The 17,886-nt window shown below is 50.5% G+C and carries 11 protein-coding genes; 4 read left to right on the top strand and 7 right to left on the bottom strand.

The features are described from left to right. Positions 1-16 precede the first annotated feature (16 nt). The 7 genes from OXH16_10145 to OXH16_10175 form a co-directional block, all read right to left on the bottom strand. On the bottom strand, positions 17-3,277 hold the full coding sequence (locus OXH16_10145; GenBank protein MCY3681748.1) for a GH116 family glycosyl-hydrolase: 3,261 nt from the start codon (positions 3,275-3,277) through the stop codon (positions 17-19). A gap of 12 nt (positions 3,278-3,289) precedes the next feature. Then, positions 3,290-4,831, bottom strand: coding sequence for a sulfatase-like hydrolase/transferase (locus OXH16_10150; GenBank protein MCY3681749.1), 1,542 nt, complete (start codon positions 4,829-4,831; stop codon positions 3,290-3,292). Continuing rightward, positions 4,828-6,318, bottom strand: a complete 1,491-nt coding sequence (locus OXH16_10155) for an arylsulfatase (GenBank protein ID MCY3681750.1) — start codon at positions 6,316-6,318, stop codon at positions 4,828-4,830. Before OXH16_10155 ends, OXH16_10150 begins: the two co-directional genes overlap by 4 nt. A 22-nt stretch (positions 6,319-6,340) precedes the next feature. After that, the gene (locus tag OXH16_10160; GenBank protein MCY3681751.1) at positions 6,341-7,051 is read right to left on the bottom strand and encodes an SDR family NAD(P)-dependent oxidoreductase; all 711 of its coding nucleotides are present in this window, start codon (positions 7,049-7,051) and stop codon (positions 6,341-6,343) included. A 35-nt stretch (positions 7,052-7,086) separates the two neighbouring features. Continuing rightward, positions 7,087-8,655 carry a choline dehydrogenase gene (locus OXH16_10165; GenBank protein ID MCY3681752.1) on the bottom strand — a complete coding sequence of 523 codons (1,569 nt, stop codon included), beginning with the start codon at positions 8,653-8,655 and terminating at the stop codon, positions 7,087-7,089. Positions 8,656-8,778: 123 nt separating this feature from the next. Further along, positions 8,779-10,449: a sulfatase-like hydrolase/transferase gene (locus OXH16_10170; protein MCY3681753.1), complete on the bottom strand. Its 1,671-nt coding sequence runs from the start codon at positions 10,447-10,449 to the stop codon at positions 8,779-8,781. A gap of 5 nt (positions 10,450-10,454) precedes the next feature. Continuing rightward, complete coding sequence (locus tag OXH16_10175; protein MCY3681754.1) at positions 10,455-11,804, bottom strand: sulfatase; 1,350 nt, start codon at positions 11,802-11,804, stop codon at positions 10,455-10,457. Between the two features lie 170 nt (positions 11,805-11,974). Between OXH16_10175 and OXH16_10180 the strand changes: the two genes are divergently transcribed. From OXH16_10180 to OXH16_10195, 4 genes are all read left to right on the top strand, one after another. After that, complete coding sequence (locus tag OXH16_10180; GenBank protein ID MCY3681755.1) at positions 11,975-13,972, top strand: hypothetical protein; 1,998 nt, start codon at positions 11,975-11,977, stop codon at positions 13,970-13,972. 52 nt (positions 13,973-14,024) lie between these two features. After that, entirely contained in the window at positions 14,025-14,864 is an 840-nt protein-coding gene (locus OXH16_10185; protein ID MCY3681756.1) for a fumarylacetoacetate hydrolase family protein, read from the top strand. A 198-nt stretch (positions 14,865-15,062) separates the two neighbouring features. Further along, positions 15,063-17,039 (top strand): multicopper oxidase domain-containing protein, encoded by a 1,977-nt coding sequence (locus tag OXH16_10190; protein MCY3681757.1) that lies wholly within the window; start codon positions 15,063-15,065, stop codon positions 17,037-17,039. 94 nt (positions 17,040-17,133) lie between these two features. Continuing rightward, positions 17,134-17,886: hypothetical protein (locus OXH16_10195; GenBank protein ID MCY3681758.1), on the top strand; the 753-nt coding region annotated here is incomplete at its 3' end.

Consider the following 17,886-nt stretch of genomic DNA (forward strand, 5'->3'; position numbering starts at 1 on the left):
GACTTAATCCTTTCTTTTACAGATTGACCGACACCCTGATCACCATCTTATCTCCAGCAGTTAAAACCACTTCTTCTTCCAGGGTCAGACTCACTTTATCGTCGCTAAATGAAGTAGCCGTTCCAACCACCTCTCCATCGACGGAAACAACAACCGATTGTACACGCCGACCTTCGGACAATTCAAAATCAAATATCCGAATGGGCAGACGCCCCCATTCAACACTTAATTCCATAACCTGCACTTCCACATCTCGTCTCTGTCTGAACAGGCCCCATCCTTCGGCTGCAATAAAAAAGGATATGTGATCATCGGGTTTCCATACAGGAGCAAAGCCAATCCTCGCTTTGGGACCTTCATATACAAAGCCCTGGCAAGCGAGCAACAATGACCACACACTCATCGCCCGTGCATAAAATTTGCCGCACTCATCATCGCCAAACGGATTCCCGCTATACCCCCACGACGCCGTATTCATCTCCGTCAACTGATCGCGCAACCTGCCATCGTAGCGATCGTAAACAGCGCGGGCAACCATCAGCCCCTCCCTGAGCATTCCAAACTGAACCATCGTTGCAGCAGCACCATACTCAAACCCCGTCATCGCCTCGTCGCCGTATTTCATACTGCGGAATGGCTGAGGACCTTTTGGCCAAGAAATCATCTTCATAGCTGCATCGTCATTATCGACAAATTTTCTCGGTCGCTGTGTCGTCGTCCTAAAATGATGCTTGAAATTGTACTGCAAAAGAGACCGCAGTGCCGAACAGACATTTTCCCGAGGGTAATGCCCTGGCAAATTCACCTGCGGTGCCCACCACTCACCCAGCACCTGATCGATATGGCAACCATCGCCGTAGTCTTCATGGGCATCCTCGTCGGGACTCTGCACGTAATACTCGCCATTCCAGAGCGTCTGATTCTGGTTTTCTGTTCCCCTTTCGCGCAACCTGCGATATCGGCCAGCGGACTGTGCATCATCTTCCAATACAGCCATCTTTTCACACGCCGCAAGAGCTGACAGGTAAAGCGTCCCCATCCACGATGTTGATCCCGACAGTTCACCATCGAGCGTATTGTGTTGCGACCCCGATAACAAGCCATCTTCATCTGAATCCCAACGCGCAATCACAAAATTCATCGCCTTCTGCGCACTGGGCCAATGCACGTGCAACCACTGTTGATCCGAGCTACACTGATACTCGCGATACGTACTCAAAATATCGCCGAGCATCCCATCAATTGCCGGACCCTGTATTTCAAAATGGCGATCGCTGTGGCGAAAAGGCAATCCTCCATCTTCCTGCTGCAATGCAAATGTCTGCGCGCGCATTCTCCGCGCGATATCGGGAAAAAGACGCGCATGCGCCTGGGCATAGTGCCATACATGACTGCAATTCCCCAGGCAACAACCCGAAGTTGGTGCGCAACCTTCATTGCCTCCAAAATACCCATCTTTTGCCCAAAAACACGTCTTGCTTCTCAGCACAGCAACCTGTGAACTGATTCGGTCCAGCAACCAGTGTGGGAGATTAGACGCATAGAGCGTATCGTGAAAGCGCCGCGTCTGTTGTGTCAAATCACCGAGATTAGCCTTGAGATACGCATAAACATCCAGCGCATCAGTCCACCAATTTGAATACATATTGCCGTGTTTCACCCATATATGCGCACCATGGTTGGTGTTGGGGAAATACCAGGTGAGAACAAAGGTAATGGTGCGCTTTTCCCCTGGTCGAAGTACAAATGGCGTAGCCAGCGCGCAATCGACCGTTTCGCCTGTAGCCGACGGACCCGCTGTTTCGACATACTCCAGATCACCATCTCGAGAAAACGCTTCATACAAATCGCGCAAGCCGATCCAAGACGCTGTCGCACAAGCATTTTCCACCTGTGCCGACAGCACCATATCTACACCCGGTGACGACAGGTGCGTCATGTGAATCGAAGCCGCATCTTCCTCTCGAATCACCCGGTTGACATTGCCGCCATAACCCCCATTGGGACTATCTCCCGTGATGCCAATCGCATTTTGTTGCGTAGCCAGAAAACTGACTTCTACAGGAGAATCGCCCTCATTGCTCGCCGTCAGATTAAAAATCCCACACGGGATACTCGAACATTTCACATTGAGGGGAATCAGCGGATTAAAAACCTCCATTTCAACCCGAAGGGGAAAATCAGCATCTGCGAACTCAAACCACCCAAACGGGTATTCCCCCCTGAATCTCAGACGTTCCATCGCGGGAAATACCCCAACATCCGAAGTCTGCAATGCTCTGACTACAGGCTCTTTTCCCCGTGGCCTCGCCCACACGGCAAAAAAGCTATTGAACACTTCGATATGTTCAAAATTATTGAATATTTGCCATACCGACCGTTCTGCCTTGCCGTTCATCTGAATCAAACCCGCACCAATACCTCCCACCGGCAGAGAAATCGCATCCAGATATTGCCCCTCATATACTTTTGTCTCGCCGGGATCAAACAAAGCGGGATCGTTTAGACGCACTCCAAGCGTATCTGATGCCACCTCGTTCTCTTCATCCTCTCGTTGTCTCCGATCATGCACCATCTGCTTTCGGAGCGTCTCTCGACCAGCCGCATCAACGTGTCGCGCGATATCCAATGGCGCCAGAGCCACATTGTATATGGCCACCTCATCTATCGCGCAATTTACAGCCCGATTCTCGCCATTTTCGCTGGACGCACCAATTTGTATCGGACAAGCTTGCCGCCGCACGCCAAACGCCAGAGAACCCATATCCAGAAAGCATTCGACGCCATCAATATAAGCGCGAAATTCCTGTCGCGGCTTGCTCGTAGCCAAAAAATGATACCACTGTCCCACTTTTATCGGCCCATCGGGTGGGAAAATCAGCGTATTTGTTGTGCCATTGAGAAATCGAAGCGCATTCAAATCTCGCGTCACATGAAATGCGAATCGCGTCTGCTCGCCGTGGGATATCTGATGCGAAATAAGACAGGGTTCGTAGTCCAACTGTTCATCGGAGATAACCTGAAAAAAGAATTCAACAGATGCATCGCCCAGTAGATCTTCATCCAGATGTGGCACAATCCCCAAAGCCACATACGAACTCTCTCTACCGGCATCCGCATCCTGGGTCTCTCCCACTCGCCAATAAGCCAAAAGCCCAGGCTCGTTGCGAACAGTCTGCGAATAAGCCAAAGCCGCGGCTTTCAATGCAGACCCTACACCCAATCTAAAGGGCAACGAAGCGACTGTCGGTGTGTTTTCTTTATTTTCAGGTGTCATCCCTTTCCTCCATTATGACCGCCGATGCCGCGCACGGTCGGCACGGTGAATTTTCTCAAGTGTCCCGTCCTCAAATCCCGCCCAGGGTATAAGGCTATCAGTCATATCCGTGCCATCTGGCGCGATCAGCCCCAAATCTCGCTTGGCGCGCAGAGCCGTCGCCTTTGGATCGACTATGAAACGCAACTCCTCTTCAAATGCCTTGAGCCTGTCAGCCTGTTCAATATCCGATGCGAGATCGCGCTCTTCCTTCGGGTCTTCCTTCACATTGAATAACGAGGGCGGATGAAATTCATACCAGGTGTATTTGTAATCGCCCCGCACAATCATGTAATACGCGCCTCGAAGTTGTGGACCATGCCATTCTGCAAAAACGCGCTCAGACCGTTTGTGTGGTTCCCCCCCCACAAGTGGCAACCAGCTTGCGCCGGGCAGGCCAGGCTCGGGATCCAACCCCGCCATGTCCAAAATGGTGGGATAGAGATCGATTAGAGAAACGGGCGTATCGGTATTGACCTCTCCCTCAGGAATACCCGGTCCTGTGATCACAAGGGGAACTCCAATAGCCCCCTCATAAGAACAGTGCTTAAAAAAAAGCCCGTGCTCGCCCATGGATTCTCCATGATCTGATGTATAGATGATGTATGTATTTTCATACAGCCCCTGGTCTTGCAACTCATCGAGAATCTCGCCGATCATATCATCCATACATGTGATCATACCGCAATAAGCGGCAATCGTCCGGCGCAGCATATCCTCTGTCACTTCTCCAAATACATTGGAGGCTTGCCACTCCTGCATCGCGGGATGAATATCGCGATTTGGGAACTGTGCATCGTGGGGCATCAAAACGCGATCGGGATAGTACATATCGAAATATTTCTGAGGTACGCGATACGGCCAGTGAGGATACAGATAGCCGACATAAAGCACCCAGGGCGAATCCGATTTAGCCTGCCCTTTTTCCCGCAAATACGCCAGCGTCTTATCCGTCACCTCGCGGTCGTGACCATAGAATCCCAACTCCTGCCGATCATCAATTTTAGCGACATCTCCCCCACCCGCTTCGAGCAAAAATCTCCGACTGGCTGGCCGCGTATATCCCGGAAGGCGCGTGACAAAAGGTAACTCTCTCGGATACGGGTCCCATGCCGTTCGGTGAACAGGCTCGTCAAAATGCGTAAATCCCGGATTGTGATCGTCAACAGTGCCCGCGGAGTCAATTTTGCCTATACAAGTCGATTCAATACCATTCTGATCCAGCCGCGCTGCCCATGTCTTTCGTTTTTCCTCTTCGGGCAGAGGCACGCCATTCGACCAGCTATCAATCTGGTGAACGTACTTCCCCGTCATAAAACTCATGCGACTGGGACCGCACACCGCACAATTGGCATACGCCCGCGTAAAGTGTGTACCTTCGCCTGCGAGGCGATCCAGATTGGGTGTCTCGACAAATGGATACTGCCGATACCCCACCATTGCTGGATGATGCTGATCGCTGCATATAACCAGAATATTGGGACGCTGACCCGGTATTTGTTGAGAGTGCCTCATCTTAATTGCCTCGCCCGATAATCCTCAGATGAAATCCACGTCAAATCATCCCAGTAATCGGTATCATTCGCCTGATTCTCTCCTGGGGTCGTACGCCCATTGCACACAATACTTGTAATTTTATCGGTCAGGTCCGCTACAATCTCAGGATGGTCGCCAATCGCGTTTTTTGTCTCGCCAGGATCATTCGCAAGATCGTAAAGCTCCAGCGGCTCATCCCTGTGCGCCATAATCAGCTTCCACGTACCTTCTGTAATCGCAAACCGTCCCCCAGCACCATGGTTAATCAAAGGCAATCGTTCATGGGGTGTGTCAGGATCGCTGAGTATCTTCGCAAAACTCTGGCTATCTTCGCCCGCATCAGCAGGCAACTCCGCACCCACAACCTCAGCAAAAGTCGCCATCAAATCGACCAGACCTACCAGATCATCGCATTCGCGTCTGGGATTCTGAATGCCTCTGGGCCACCGCATAAAAAACGGCACGCGATGTCCACCTTCGTAAATATCCCTTTTGCCTCCGCGATAAATACCATTGCTATGATGACCAAATTCGTCAATCCGCCCACGCCACGAATTCTCAGGACCATTATCACTGGTATATACAACAATCGTATTGTCATCCAATCCCGATTGTTCCAGATAATTCAGCACGCGCCCTACATGGTAATCCGTCTCAATCACGAACTCACCATAGCCACCACAATCGCCCTGATTCCAAAATTCCTCACGCGGACATACGGGATAGTGCGGCGATGTAAATGGCAGGTATAAAAAAAACGGCTTACCACTTTTGGCGCTTGCTTCTTTGCCCTGCATCCACGCAATCGCCTTATCGGTAAACCGCGTCAAACACTCATTGTCAATAAAATCAGGCGCAACCTCCATCCCCATTGTGCCCAATGCTTCAAGCGTTTCTTCTGGCGTATTCTCATACGGCGGCATGATGCGATAATCCATATGCCGGTTATTGGGTTTCTTTGCCGTATAAACTGTCGGCGGTACTCTGGCATATCGCCCTTCAAACCAGGCGAGAATTCCATAATTGAGCGAAGCGGGTATGCCATAGAAATAATCAAATCCTTTATCCAACGGCATATCGGTAACAGGCTGACGCCAATCGCGATTGCCCACCTCGCCAGGAAAATTCATACCCAGATGCCACTTGCCAACCATCGCCGTATCATATCCATTTGTCCCAAACATTGAAGCCAGCGTCATACGCTCGTCTGTAATCAGACACGGCACTTCCGCGGGAAAAACGCCCTGTTTCTTCAACGTCCGCCAGGAATAGCGTCCAGTCAGCAATCCATAACGCGAAGGCGTGCAAACCGTATCTGAGCAATGCCCATTGGTAAAAGCAATCCCTTCTGCTGCCAACCGATCCAGATTTGGCGTCTGAAACTTCGCATCCGGATTCAGGCAACTCGCGTCCCCATATCCCTGATCATCTGTAAAAATCACGATCACATTGGGCTTCTCTGCCATACAAAGGGTCCTTTCTCAAGAGCTACCAGGGCACCACTGTGCCATTATTTTGAAAGAATCCACCACTGTCCTCCATGGTCAGCTTGTCCAGCGTGCCGGTCATCAGCCCAACAGATTCCTCTACAGAGATCGTACCGTTCGGATTCATGCCTGTGAGTACAGCCCCCGGTGTGATCGCAACCACCACAATATTGCGGTCGGCGAGCCTGACGGACAACCGCCTGGCAAGCATATTGACCCCTGCTTTGGCAATGGCGTAAGCATCCATTTCGTTCTGACGGTTAGCGCGCGCGATACTGCCCACGCCAGAAGAGGTCAGCACCAGCTTTGCCCCGTCGTTCAGCAGTGGCGTAACCATTTGTGCAAACAAAGCAGAACCAATGGTATGCACCTCAAAAGTAATCGCAAAACTCTCCGTGTTCCACTCGCCAAAAGGTTTCCCACTACCCGAGCCAGCATTGTTGATAGCAATATCAATACGCACCCCTTGCTGAGCCAGGGATTCCCCCAACCGGTCGAAATGTTCTTCATTCGACAGATCCAACTGCTCGATCAACAGCTTATTCCCATACTCTTCCTTCAGCGCAATCAGATCTGTTGCCTCCGCTGGCGTCCGGCAAGTGGCCACGACAGAATCACCCGCGTTCAGATAATGCTTCACCCACCCAAGCCCAATTCCTCGATTCGAGCCGGTTACAATCACTGTCTGCCCTGTCGCATCTTTAGTTTCCATGTAAATCCCTTCATTTCTAAAGGTGTGTAGTGAATTTAGCCACCCAGAATCATATCTGCTACTTTCTCCCCGATCATCATACAGGGCGCGTTGGTATTTGCATTGATAATAAATGGCATAATCGAAGCATCTGCAACGCGCAACCCTTCAATTCCGTGCACCTGAAGTCGATTGTTCACCACAGCCATATCATCGTTGCCCATCTTACACGTACCCACCGGATGGTAAATAGTCGTTGAATAATTGCGAATAAAGTCGATCAATGCCTGATCATCCTGCACATCATCTCCCGGGAAAAATTCTTGCCCGCGATATCGGTCAAAAGCTTGTGCATGTACAATTTTTCGCGCCAGTTTAACACCTTCCAGCATCACGCGAACGTCGGCCTCTTCAACCAGGCATTGGGGATCGATCAAGGGTGCAACAAACGGATCTGACGAACGCAGCTTAAGGTCTCCTACACTTTTTGTGCCCACCAGCCCCGGCAGAATTGTGAATCCATGCCCCTCCATCTCTTGAGACCCGTGCAAAACAAACCAATCAGGTCCAAAATGAAATTGCAATTCTGGCGCGAATGCATCGGCAGACAATTTCACGAACCCGCCCGCTTCCCCCAAATTGGAAGTGAGCAATCCCATTCTTTCGTTCTGGTACCTGATCGCTTGCTCGGGATTATCTTTGCCAGCCTGCGCAATCTCCTCAGTACAGGCATACGCAATCCCGACTTGAACGTGCTCCATCAAATTTTGTCCCACACCCGGCAATGCCTTAACAACCGAAATACCTAGCGCATTGAGATGTTCTGGCGGACCAATGCCCGACAGCATCAGCAACTGAGGAGAATTGATAGCCCCGCCACAAAGTACCACTTCCCTATCCGCCTCAACCGCATGCTTCTCTCCTTCGTGCATGTAATGAACACCCACACACCTGTTGCCGTCAAATTTAAGGTGTGTAACGTAGGCGTATGGAATCGCGGTAAAGTTGTCTCGCTCCAATGCCGGGTACAAATATCCCACCGCCGCGCTGCACCTCTGACCTTCCTTCTGTGTAACCTGATACAGGCCAAACCCTTCCTGATCTCCGTCATTAAAATCTCGATTCAGACGGAACCCCACCTGCTGAGCCGCTTCGACAAACGCCACACTCAGTGGATTTGGATCCCGAGGGTCTGATACGTAAATGGGACCTCCTGTCCCATGATATTCAGAGCCGCCCCGCGTCTGGTGCTGCATCTTCTTGAAATAGGGCAACACATCGACATACGCCCAGCCGTCATTCCCCATCGCAGCCCACTGATCGTAATCGCTCGGATGACCTCGCTGATAGACCATCGCATTGATAGAACTCGAACCGCCGTACATTTTGCCGCGCGGCACGTAATCCCGTCGCCCATTAAACCCGGCTTGCGGTGTGGTTTCGTAATCCCAATCTTTATCCGTATGAAACAGATCTGGAAAACGCGCAGGAATGTGAATCGCGTCCCGATCATCCGGTCCACCGGCTTCCAACAATAAAACGCGATACTGCCCACTTTCACTCAAACGACCAGCAACAGCACACCCAGCCGATCCCGCACCAACAATGATGTAGTCGTAATTCATATCGCTACACAGCCTTTCCGGAGTCAGAATTAAGGAACCGATCATTTCTTTGCCAAGATCTCTATGAATCGATCGTTTCTTTAACAAGGAAATCAGCTTAAAAAAATTACAGGAACATCGCTTTCATAAATTCATGACATACGACTGGCCCTGTGCTCTCATAGCTTCCTCGTCTTCAGAGAGGATACCACATTCAGATGACCACGCTTCGATATTTTTGCGGGTCGTTTTCTCAAACCACCTTTTTCTAAATGGAAGTTCTGCCTCTTTCATCCAGCCTTCTAATAAAGGATGAAGCTCTGTACGAATGGCCTCAAAATTTTCATCAAAAAACAAATTGTCCATCTGAAACGGATCTTTGTCTCGGTCGTACAGCCAACCGCCGGGTTCGTCCCACACTGTCCAATTCGGTTTGCCCCCCAAGCGCGTTTTCCCCTTGACACTATAGACCCAGTCCTTTGTCACAACGGTTCGATGAACAGGACAAGGACTCGATATGGAATTCATATTGCTAAAATGAAATAAAAATACAGAATCGGGGTCAGGTCCGCCTGATTCTGCTATAATATTTCTACTGTGATTTATACCAGGACAGGCTTTTAAATAGTCTAAAGACTCCAGGCTCGCTTTATCACTTTTTTCCGCCAACATTTCGTCCAATCCCGCCAAATGGCAAAAGGTCGGAAAAAAATCAATGAATGAGAGGAGTTCATCCGCTTCCCGACCAGGAGTTTCAATACCTTTATTCCAGCGCACGAGAAACGGTATTCTCGATGACGGGTCATGCGGCCATCGCTTTTGCCCTCCTGCAACATTCTGAGCACCACCCATAGCACCATGGTCGGACGTATAGATGACAATGGTATTATCTCGAACACTTTCCGGCTGGTTATCGAGCCAATCCAAAACCCGCCCCAATTGCTCATCCACCGCAGTAATACTGCCATAATAGTCATAGTTATTAACCGCATTACGGATGCGGTCATATGGCATATAAACGGGGTTGTCTATGTAGCTCTGATAGGGCTTTAAGGCTTTTGCAGGATGATTTTCATCATGTCGATACAACTCCGGATAGTCAGAACGGTGTGAAAAATCTCCCCACTCCGGCGCGCTATCTGTTCCGGTAAATGGACCATGTGGATCTTGCATGCAAAGCGTGAGAAAAAAAGGAGACGCATCAATGTCATGCCTGTCCAGTAAAGCGAGGGCTTGATCGGTTTGACCAATTATTTTATAGGGATGGTTTGGGAAAGCTGGAAAAGAAAATGTATCGCATTTCGAAACGCCTGTATATGGGATATCACTCCCATCTCCTAAAATATCCCCTGGATCCAGATCCTGAAAATCCCCGCCGTTATGGCAATATATCATGCTGTCATGTTTCTCATTTGACCATATATACGATTCATCATAACCCGCATTTTGAGCATTGTTCTCTAAACCCTGATGCCATTTCCCAACATGAAAAGTTGAATACCCCGCATTCTTAAACAAGAATCCCAAAGTTTTATTTGCATTATTCTTTTCATCTACTCGATCATTCAAATCCATATGATTTGCAATTCCGCCCCATTGAAAGGGCCATCGACCCGTTTGATAGATCGCCCTTGCAGGCGAGCAGATGGGCAGATTCGTATAACAATTTTTAAAGCTAACCCCCTCTTTCGCCATGCGCTCCATATTAGGCGTATAAATTTCAAAATGATCTTTTAAGGGATTTGTAAATGACATAGCGTCATAGCGATGTGTATCGCTTAAAATAAAAATGAAATTGGCAGGTAGTTTTTGCATCACAATTAATCCTCAACAATGGCCTTTTCAACCAGTTTTTGAAAGTAGGCTTTCCCTTTGTCGTGAGTTTGAAAATTGGGCGGCGGAAAAATCGCCATCCTTCCCCAATCGTCGTTCGTTTCATCCATATGCGTCTTCATTATCCCGTCCAGTTCTTCAACGATATCGCGATGTGATGCCCTGTTCACCAGGTTATGCATCTCCAACGGATCGTTTCTCAAATCAAACAACACTTCTGGTCCAGATTTTGTCGCTGCATACAACCAGTCGTGTGTACGCACCCCTCGCCTCGCCGTGAGCACTTTTTCTGGGCCATCCGATTCCATCAACCATTTATAGTGGATCACATCGTGGCCTGACGTCATTTCACCTCGTAACACAGGTGCAAAACTCGTTCCCTGTACGCTGTCTGGAATCGGGATCTCACACAACTCTAAGAGTGTCGGCATTAAATCAACACCCGGATAGACCAGACCATCGACCACGCGGTCACCAGCCACTTTTTCGGGCCAACGCACAATCAAAGGCACGCGCATCGAAGCTTCATAATAGATGCGTTTGTCATATAAACCGTGCTCGCCAGCCATCTCACCGTGATCGCTCACAAAATACACAATCGTATTGTCGCACAATCCCTTCTCATCCAGATAATCCATAATGCGTCCGACATTATCATCAATCGCCGTGACCATGCCATAATACCTGGCCAAAAATGCCCGGCTTCCCGCCGCATCGGGTGAATTTTCTCGCACAGGTACTTCGCCTTCAGCATACATGGCTTCATATTCTTCCGGCATCACTAAGGGAGGATGAGGTGGTCCCCAGGAAACCATCGCCAAAAAAGGCCGTTCATCGGTTTCATCCAAAAACTCAAGCAAATGGTCTGTCTGAACGTCCGGTTCATACCGCTTGCTGACACGCGGAGTCGGATCATCCTGGCGATAGAAGATAGAATTAAAATACTCATGCCCTCGATTAAAACCGACAAACCAATCAAAGCCCAGCCTGCGATCCGGTGGGATATAGCCATGCTTGATGCCACCATCCAGATGCCACTTGCCAATATAGCCCGTTCGATAACCATGGTCTCGAAACACTTCTGCCAAAAAAGTCTGCCCCAGTGAAATCGGATAGTGATTGGCATACATGCCATGAGCGTGCGCAAACTTACCCGTCATCACGGAAGCCCGAAACGGACAACACAGCGGAAACGATGCATAAGCATGATCAAACCGCACGCCCTGACTTGCCAAACGATCAATATGCGGTGTCTTCACCAGAGGATTACCCGAACAGCCCATGGCATCAAACCGCATCTGGTCGGGGTAGAGTATCAACACATTTGGTTTACCCACAGTGCCTCCCATCAATATGTGTATTCAAATAATGACCTCTCAATATAGTACCTGTTAAAGAAATCGCAAGCCATCATTCAGATTTTCAATCCCCGGGAAAATGTCTTATATTGGCTCCTCTTGCTGAACTCAAATGCAACCGACACCATCCAAATCTTGGAAACCAATCCATGCCAGACGCCGTCCCCTTGATCCAAATAGTGCCTACCTATGGTGAGGCTCGTGTATTCATTGATTGCAATCGGAAAGCGGATAAACCCATCAATAGAAATCTTTTCGGAAAATTTACAGAGCATCTCGGTCGCAACATCTACAATGGGATGTGGGCGCAGATCTTAGAGAACACTTCCTTCGCAGACTGGTCTTTCTTTAGCCGGATCTGGACGCCAGAAGCCGACCGTCTAAGGGACCTCGATATCGAGCGACACAGATCCGCCTACGAAAGGGGTATCGCCTACCGATGGCTGCCCTACGGCTCAGAAGATGCGACCTATCTCATTGACTGGCTTAACCCGTACAACTCCCGCACGAGTCAAAGAATCACAGTCCCTGGGTCTGAAGCGGGAATCCGCCAATCGACCTACTTGCCAGCCCACAGGATATTGAGCTACACGGCCTCCTTCTACGCAAGAGGGCAAGCCGAATCCATCCGAATCGCACTCGCAAAAGCATCATCCGGCGAGGTACTTGCACAAGCCGAAGTAACCGGTCTTACAGACGACTGGTCCGCCTACATAGCCGATCTCCAACTTCCAGCCGATTCACTCAAAAAAGGTGAGGCAGTTGAATTTCGGATCAGCCTTCCCAATCGTGGCCAGGTGTGGATTGATCAGGTATTTCTCTTTTCAGACGATCACATCTCTGGCTTTGACCCGGACGTTATCCAAATACTAAAAGAATCACGCCTTCCCTTGCTGCGATATCCTGGAGGAAATTTTGTATCGGGGTACCATTGGCGAGATGGTGTTGGCCCCGCGGACAAGCGTCCCGTTTTGCCAAATCCCGCGTGGCCCATTATCGAACCCAATCACGTTGGAACAGACGAGTTCATAGACTTCTGCAGGGCAGTGGGCTGTGAGCCACTGATTTGCGTGAACGCGGGAAATGGAACACCACAGGAAGCGGCGGATTGGGTGGAATACTGCAATGGCGGAACCGATACACCAAACGGCGCACTCAGAGCCGAATACGGCCATCCAGAACCCTACAACATTCGATACTGGGAAATCGGAAATGAGCTATACGGCCGTTGGCAAATGGGTCACTGTACGCCAGAAGAATACGCCGAAAGGTACGAAGCCTTCCGCACGGCGATGCTCCAGGTCGATCCCGAATTGCTGATCATCGCCAATGGCCAGTCACTCGAATGGAACAAGCCTCTGGTCAAGCGGAAAGGAAAACTCGTCCGGTCACTATCTTTGCACACCCTTACCGGTGGCGGGGCGCGTCGGGAAAAGGATGCCGAAGCGGTTTACTTGGCCCTCATGGGCTACATCGCCTCATACGATGATAAACTCAATGAACTGAAAGCTCAGGCTACGCCGTACAACCCGGATGTGAAAATCGCCGTCACGGAGCATCAGATTATGTGTGGCGTTCCCCACTTACCGACGAATGCCACACAAGCGGAGTCGCTCTATCTGGCAGGCGCGTTACACAGCGCAATGCGGCAAGGTGATCTCGTCGAGATGTTTACCCACAGTGCGTTGGTAAATCACGGAGGTGGCCTGAAGAAGGAGCGGGAGATCGTTTACCCGGCTCCGGTTCACTGGGTATCACACCTCTACGGCAATCTTCCCGAGGCGACCCTTGTGCATTCCGTCACCTCATCACCAACCTTCACAGCGAACATTAAATCCATCATGGTGGGGTCTAACCTGCCTTACATTGACGCCCTTGCAGCGATCTGGGATAATGGCTTGATTATACTGGCGCAAAATCGCCATCCCACCGAAGAAATCGAGATCACTTGCGAACTCAGCAACTTCGCCCCAGCTAATACCGCAGAACTCCAAACCATTGCCGGTGAGAGTTACATGTCTCGAAACGACTGGGATTCACCCAATAAAGTTGCGATTAACACACGCGAAATCTCAATTGGAGGCTCCAACTTTAAGATATCGCTCTCTCCGCACTCTGTAAATGCGTTGATGATCAATCAGGCTTAACCCATCCAACCTTTAAATCCATATTAACATCTTTTTTCAGGAGGAAACTTTCATGAAATTCGTACTCTACAATGACTTTCAACTGGGCGTTTTGCAGGGCGATACAGTCGTCCCAGTTGGTAATTCAGTCGCAGGCTTAGGGCATCACAACGCTCAAGAAATGATGCAGATGATCATTACTGATTGGGATGCCATACAGCCCAGGATTGAGAGTGCCATAGATGGTGGGAATGGTGTCGCCCTCGATACGGTGACTTTGCAATCGCCCCTACCCCGCCCCGGCCAACTCATGTGCGCCGCCGGTAATTATATCGAGCCGGGGCATCCGGAGCGCGGTCTGTTCAATGGATTTCTCAAGGCCAACACCAGCGTGATGCCTACTGGCAGCACGGTTGAACTCCCGGACGCCGAAGCGAGTGTTTTCCATTTTGAGCCAGAGTTGGCTCTGGTAATCGGCAAGAGGGCCAGCCACCTCTCGCAAGCCGACGCGCTGGACCACGTCTTTGGTTACACACAGTTCATAGATGTTTCGGCTCGCGGATTGCCCGGTGGTTTCTTTCTGGGAAAAAGCTGGCACACATTTGCTCCCCTCGGACCGGCTCTGGTGACTGCCGATGAGGTATCAAATCCAAATGATCTTTCAGTAAAGCTATGGGTCAACAACGCCCTCAAACACAATTTTTCTACAGGCGATATGGCCCGCCACATTCCCGAGTTGCTGGAGGAAATCACCAGCGTCATCACTCTGGAGCCAGGAGATGTCGTTGCAACCGGCACCCATCACGAAGCCCTGTCACCGATTCAGGATGGGTTCAAGGTCCGGTTGGAGATCGAGGAATTCGGTCCTCACCTGGAGGTCAGTGTCCACGATTCGCTAAAGAGGCGTTGGTAAAATAGCTTGGACGAATTCAGCTCTTGTAACTTAGTTTTTTAATAATCAAAGTCAAAAGGTCGTGAGAACTAATCTCACGGCCTTTTTTTATTAGGATGCGCAATGAATGGAACGCGCCACGAATTTCTACTGTCAAATAAGATGTCACACCACTCGCGCACAAGCGCGCAATGCGGATCACCCATATAAAGAGAAAGCATGCCTGCAAATACGGCGACCAGGCCCCGGCGGCTGAAGCCCATCACAATAGAACTGTTGATTATCGTACTGTTATTGGGCGCGACCTGCTACTGGCTGTTGTTCATCCGAGCCACAAACAGTGGGTTGACCTTTGAGAATAAGCTGCTGATTCCCGAACAGTTATTTGGAACCGTTGTAGATGGACGGCGGCAGTTTCTCCTGACCGTTGCCGAAGGAAGCCGAGAGTTCCTCCCAGGCAAACAAACACCGACAGCTGGCGTTAACGGACCGTTTCTGGGACCGACACTACGACTGCGTCGAGGCGAAGATGTCGATCTGACCGTCCAGAATAACCTGGATGAAATAACGACAATGCACTGGCACGGAATGCACGTTCCCGCTCGCATGGACGGCACACCACATCAGAAAATCGAGCCTGGAGAATCATGGACTGCCAGCTTTCCGGTCGATCAACAGGCCGCTCCGTTATGGTACCACCCGCATCCTCATGGCAGTACGGGACGGCATGTCTATCGGGGAGTCGCTGGCCTCATGTGGATTGATGACGATAACAGTGATGTGCTGGACCTGCCAAAGACCTACGGCGTTGACGACATTCCACTCGTGCTCCAAGACCGACTATTTGACAACGACGGTGCGTTTCGCTTTGCCCGCAACCAGGGTGCTGTCTATGGAAACACCATGCTGATCAATGGAACCTATAATCCATTTCTCCAGGTTGAGTCGCGTCGCATTCGATTCAGACTGTTAAACGGCTCGAATGCGCGTATCTACTACATCGGCTTTGACGACAACCGAGAATTTCATCAGATCGCCACAGATGGCGGATTCCTCGAGACGCCCCTCCAAACCAACCGCGTGATCCTCGCACCCGGCGAGCGAGCCGAGATCCTGGTTGACTTCAGCGACGGTGCTGAAGTCGTGTTGAAAAGCTACCCGGAAGCAGGATTGCGGAGAACGATTATATCGTTTTTTGGGGGAATCGGCACGGGGAATCTGCAATTGTTAAAGATCGTTCCCCGACCGACAAATCGTGCATCTCACGCACTGCCAGAGCGCCTCAACACCATCTCCCGCATTGATCCCGCACTCGCCGCCAAAACCCGTCCGATGGTTTTGGCTGGACCCCGACAAGGTGGTCGAGGGGGACGAGGGGGACGACTACAAAACATACAACAACGCATCACCCGGAATCTGGAGGCTCTACAAGGAGGTCGAGGAGGTCGAGGAGGTCGAGGAGGTCGAGGAGGTCGAGGAGGTCGAGGGGGACCACCGATCAACGGCAAGACAATGGATATGGCGAGAATTGATGAGGTCGTGCGATTGGGAGACATTGAGATTTGGGAAGTACACAATCGCGGCGGTCAGCCTCACCCTTTTCACCTCCATCCGGTCCAGTTTCAAATTCTCGACCGCAACGGCCAACCATCCACCAGTGCCGACCTCGGCTGGAAAGACACAGTCCTGGTGCCTCCAGGTGATCTCGTTCGGATCATCATGGCCTTCGATCGATATGCTGATCCTCAGGTACCATACATGTACCACTGCCACATCCTGGAACATGAAGACAACGGGATGATGGGACAGTTTCTGGTTGTGGAAGAGCCAGAGCAACTCAGCTTGATCACTGGCAAGACGACCGTCGTCACATTCATCACTGGCGTTCAATGCGGGCATTGTTACGAGCACGCGCGTTTGTTCGATGAGGTCCTTCGGGAGAACGACATCAACCTGCTGATCATCACCCCAGAATCCGATCCAGATCAGGAGAGAGTTGCTGCGCTGTCGTCGAGCCTTATCTCAGACACTGCTGGCAAATGGGCAGGCTGGTTTGGCATGGCCCACACCGGCCCAGCGCACGGCACAGTTCTGCTGGATGCGACCGGCGAGGTCGTCTGGATATCTACAGCCCCCGAACCATACATGGATGTCCATGATCTCGTGAACCGTGCAAAAAATCTGCCGGGCAGATAATGATAACTTTATCTTCGGCTTGCTGTTGCGCCTTTTGATATGTAAGTTGTGTGCAAAGACAAAATAGCTGGGTATGACAAACAGGGAGAACGCAATGAAACTCACCACTGAACAAATCCGTAAATTTTACCACCAGGGTTATGTCAAAATCCCTGGTGCGGTCTCAAAATCAATGGTTGACACGGCTCGTCAAGCGATCAACTATTCCATCGGCACACTCAGCCCGAAGGGTCTGAATTTGGCAAAGCATCACGGTGGCGGTGAGGTCGTCAGCAACCTCAATAGTAGCCCAATGATCAAGGATCTGTACCACAAAAGCCCTGTCATTTCTCTGACTGAATCTCTACTGGGCAAAGGAAATCTTAAAACTCCCATTGGTAGGACAACTCCCGCCTCACGTTTTCCCAATGTCTTGGGCAAAGCACCGCCCGAACCGACCGGTCACATCGATAATATGGGCAATGGGAGAAATGGCAAACCAAAAGGCTCCTATCACCGGGGCTTTACTTGCTTTGGCATCATCTATCTCGCCGATGTACCCGAGCCTTATAGTGGGAATTTCACTGTCTGGCCCGGGTCCCATCACGTCTATGAAGACTATCTCAATAAGGAGGGCATTGAAATTCTCTCCAATGGACAGCCACGTATCGACCAGCCCGAACCACCGGATATGATCACCGGTCAGGCAGGAGATCTCATTCTCGCTCATTTTTTGGTGTATCACTGCGCCAGCCCCAATGCTTCTCCCAACATTCGCTATGCCACAATTGCCCGCATAAGCCATATTGATTGTGCAAAAAACGGCAACGACTGCTTCACCGACATCTGGCGAGAATTTTCCTGTGTC

It is taken from the genome of Gemmatimonadota bacterium, assembly GCA_026705765.1.
Taxonomy (GTDB): domain Bacteria; phylum Latescibacterota; class UBA2968; order UBA2968; family UBA2968; genus VXRD01.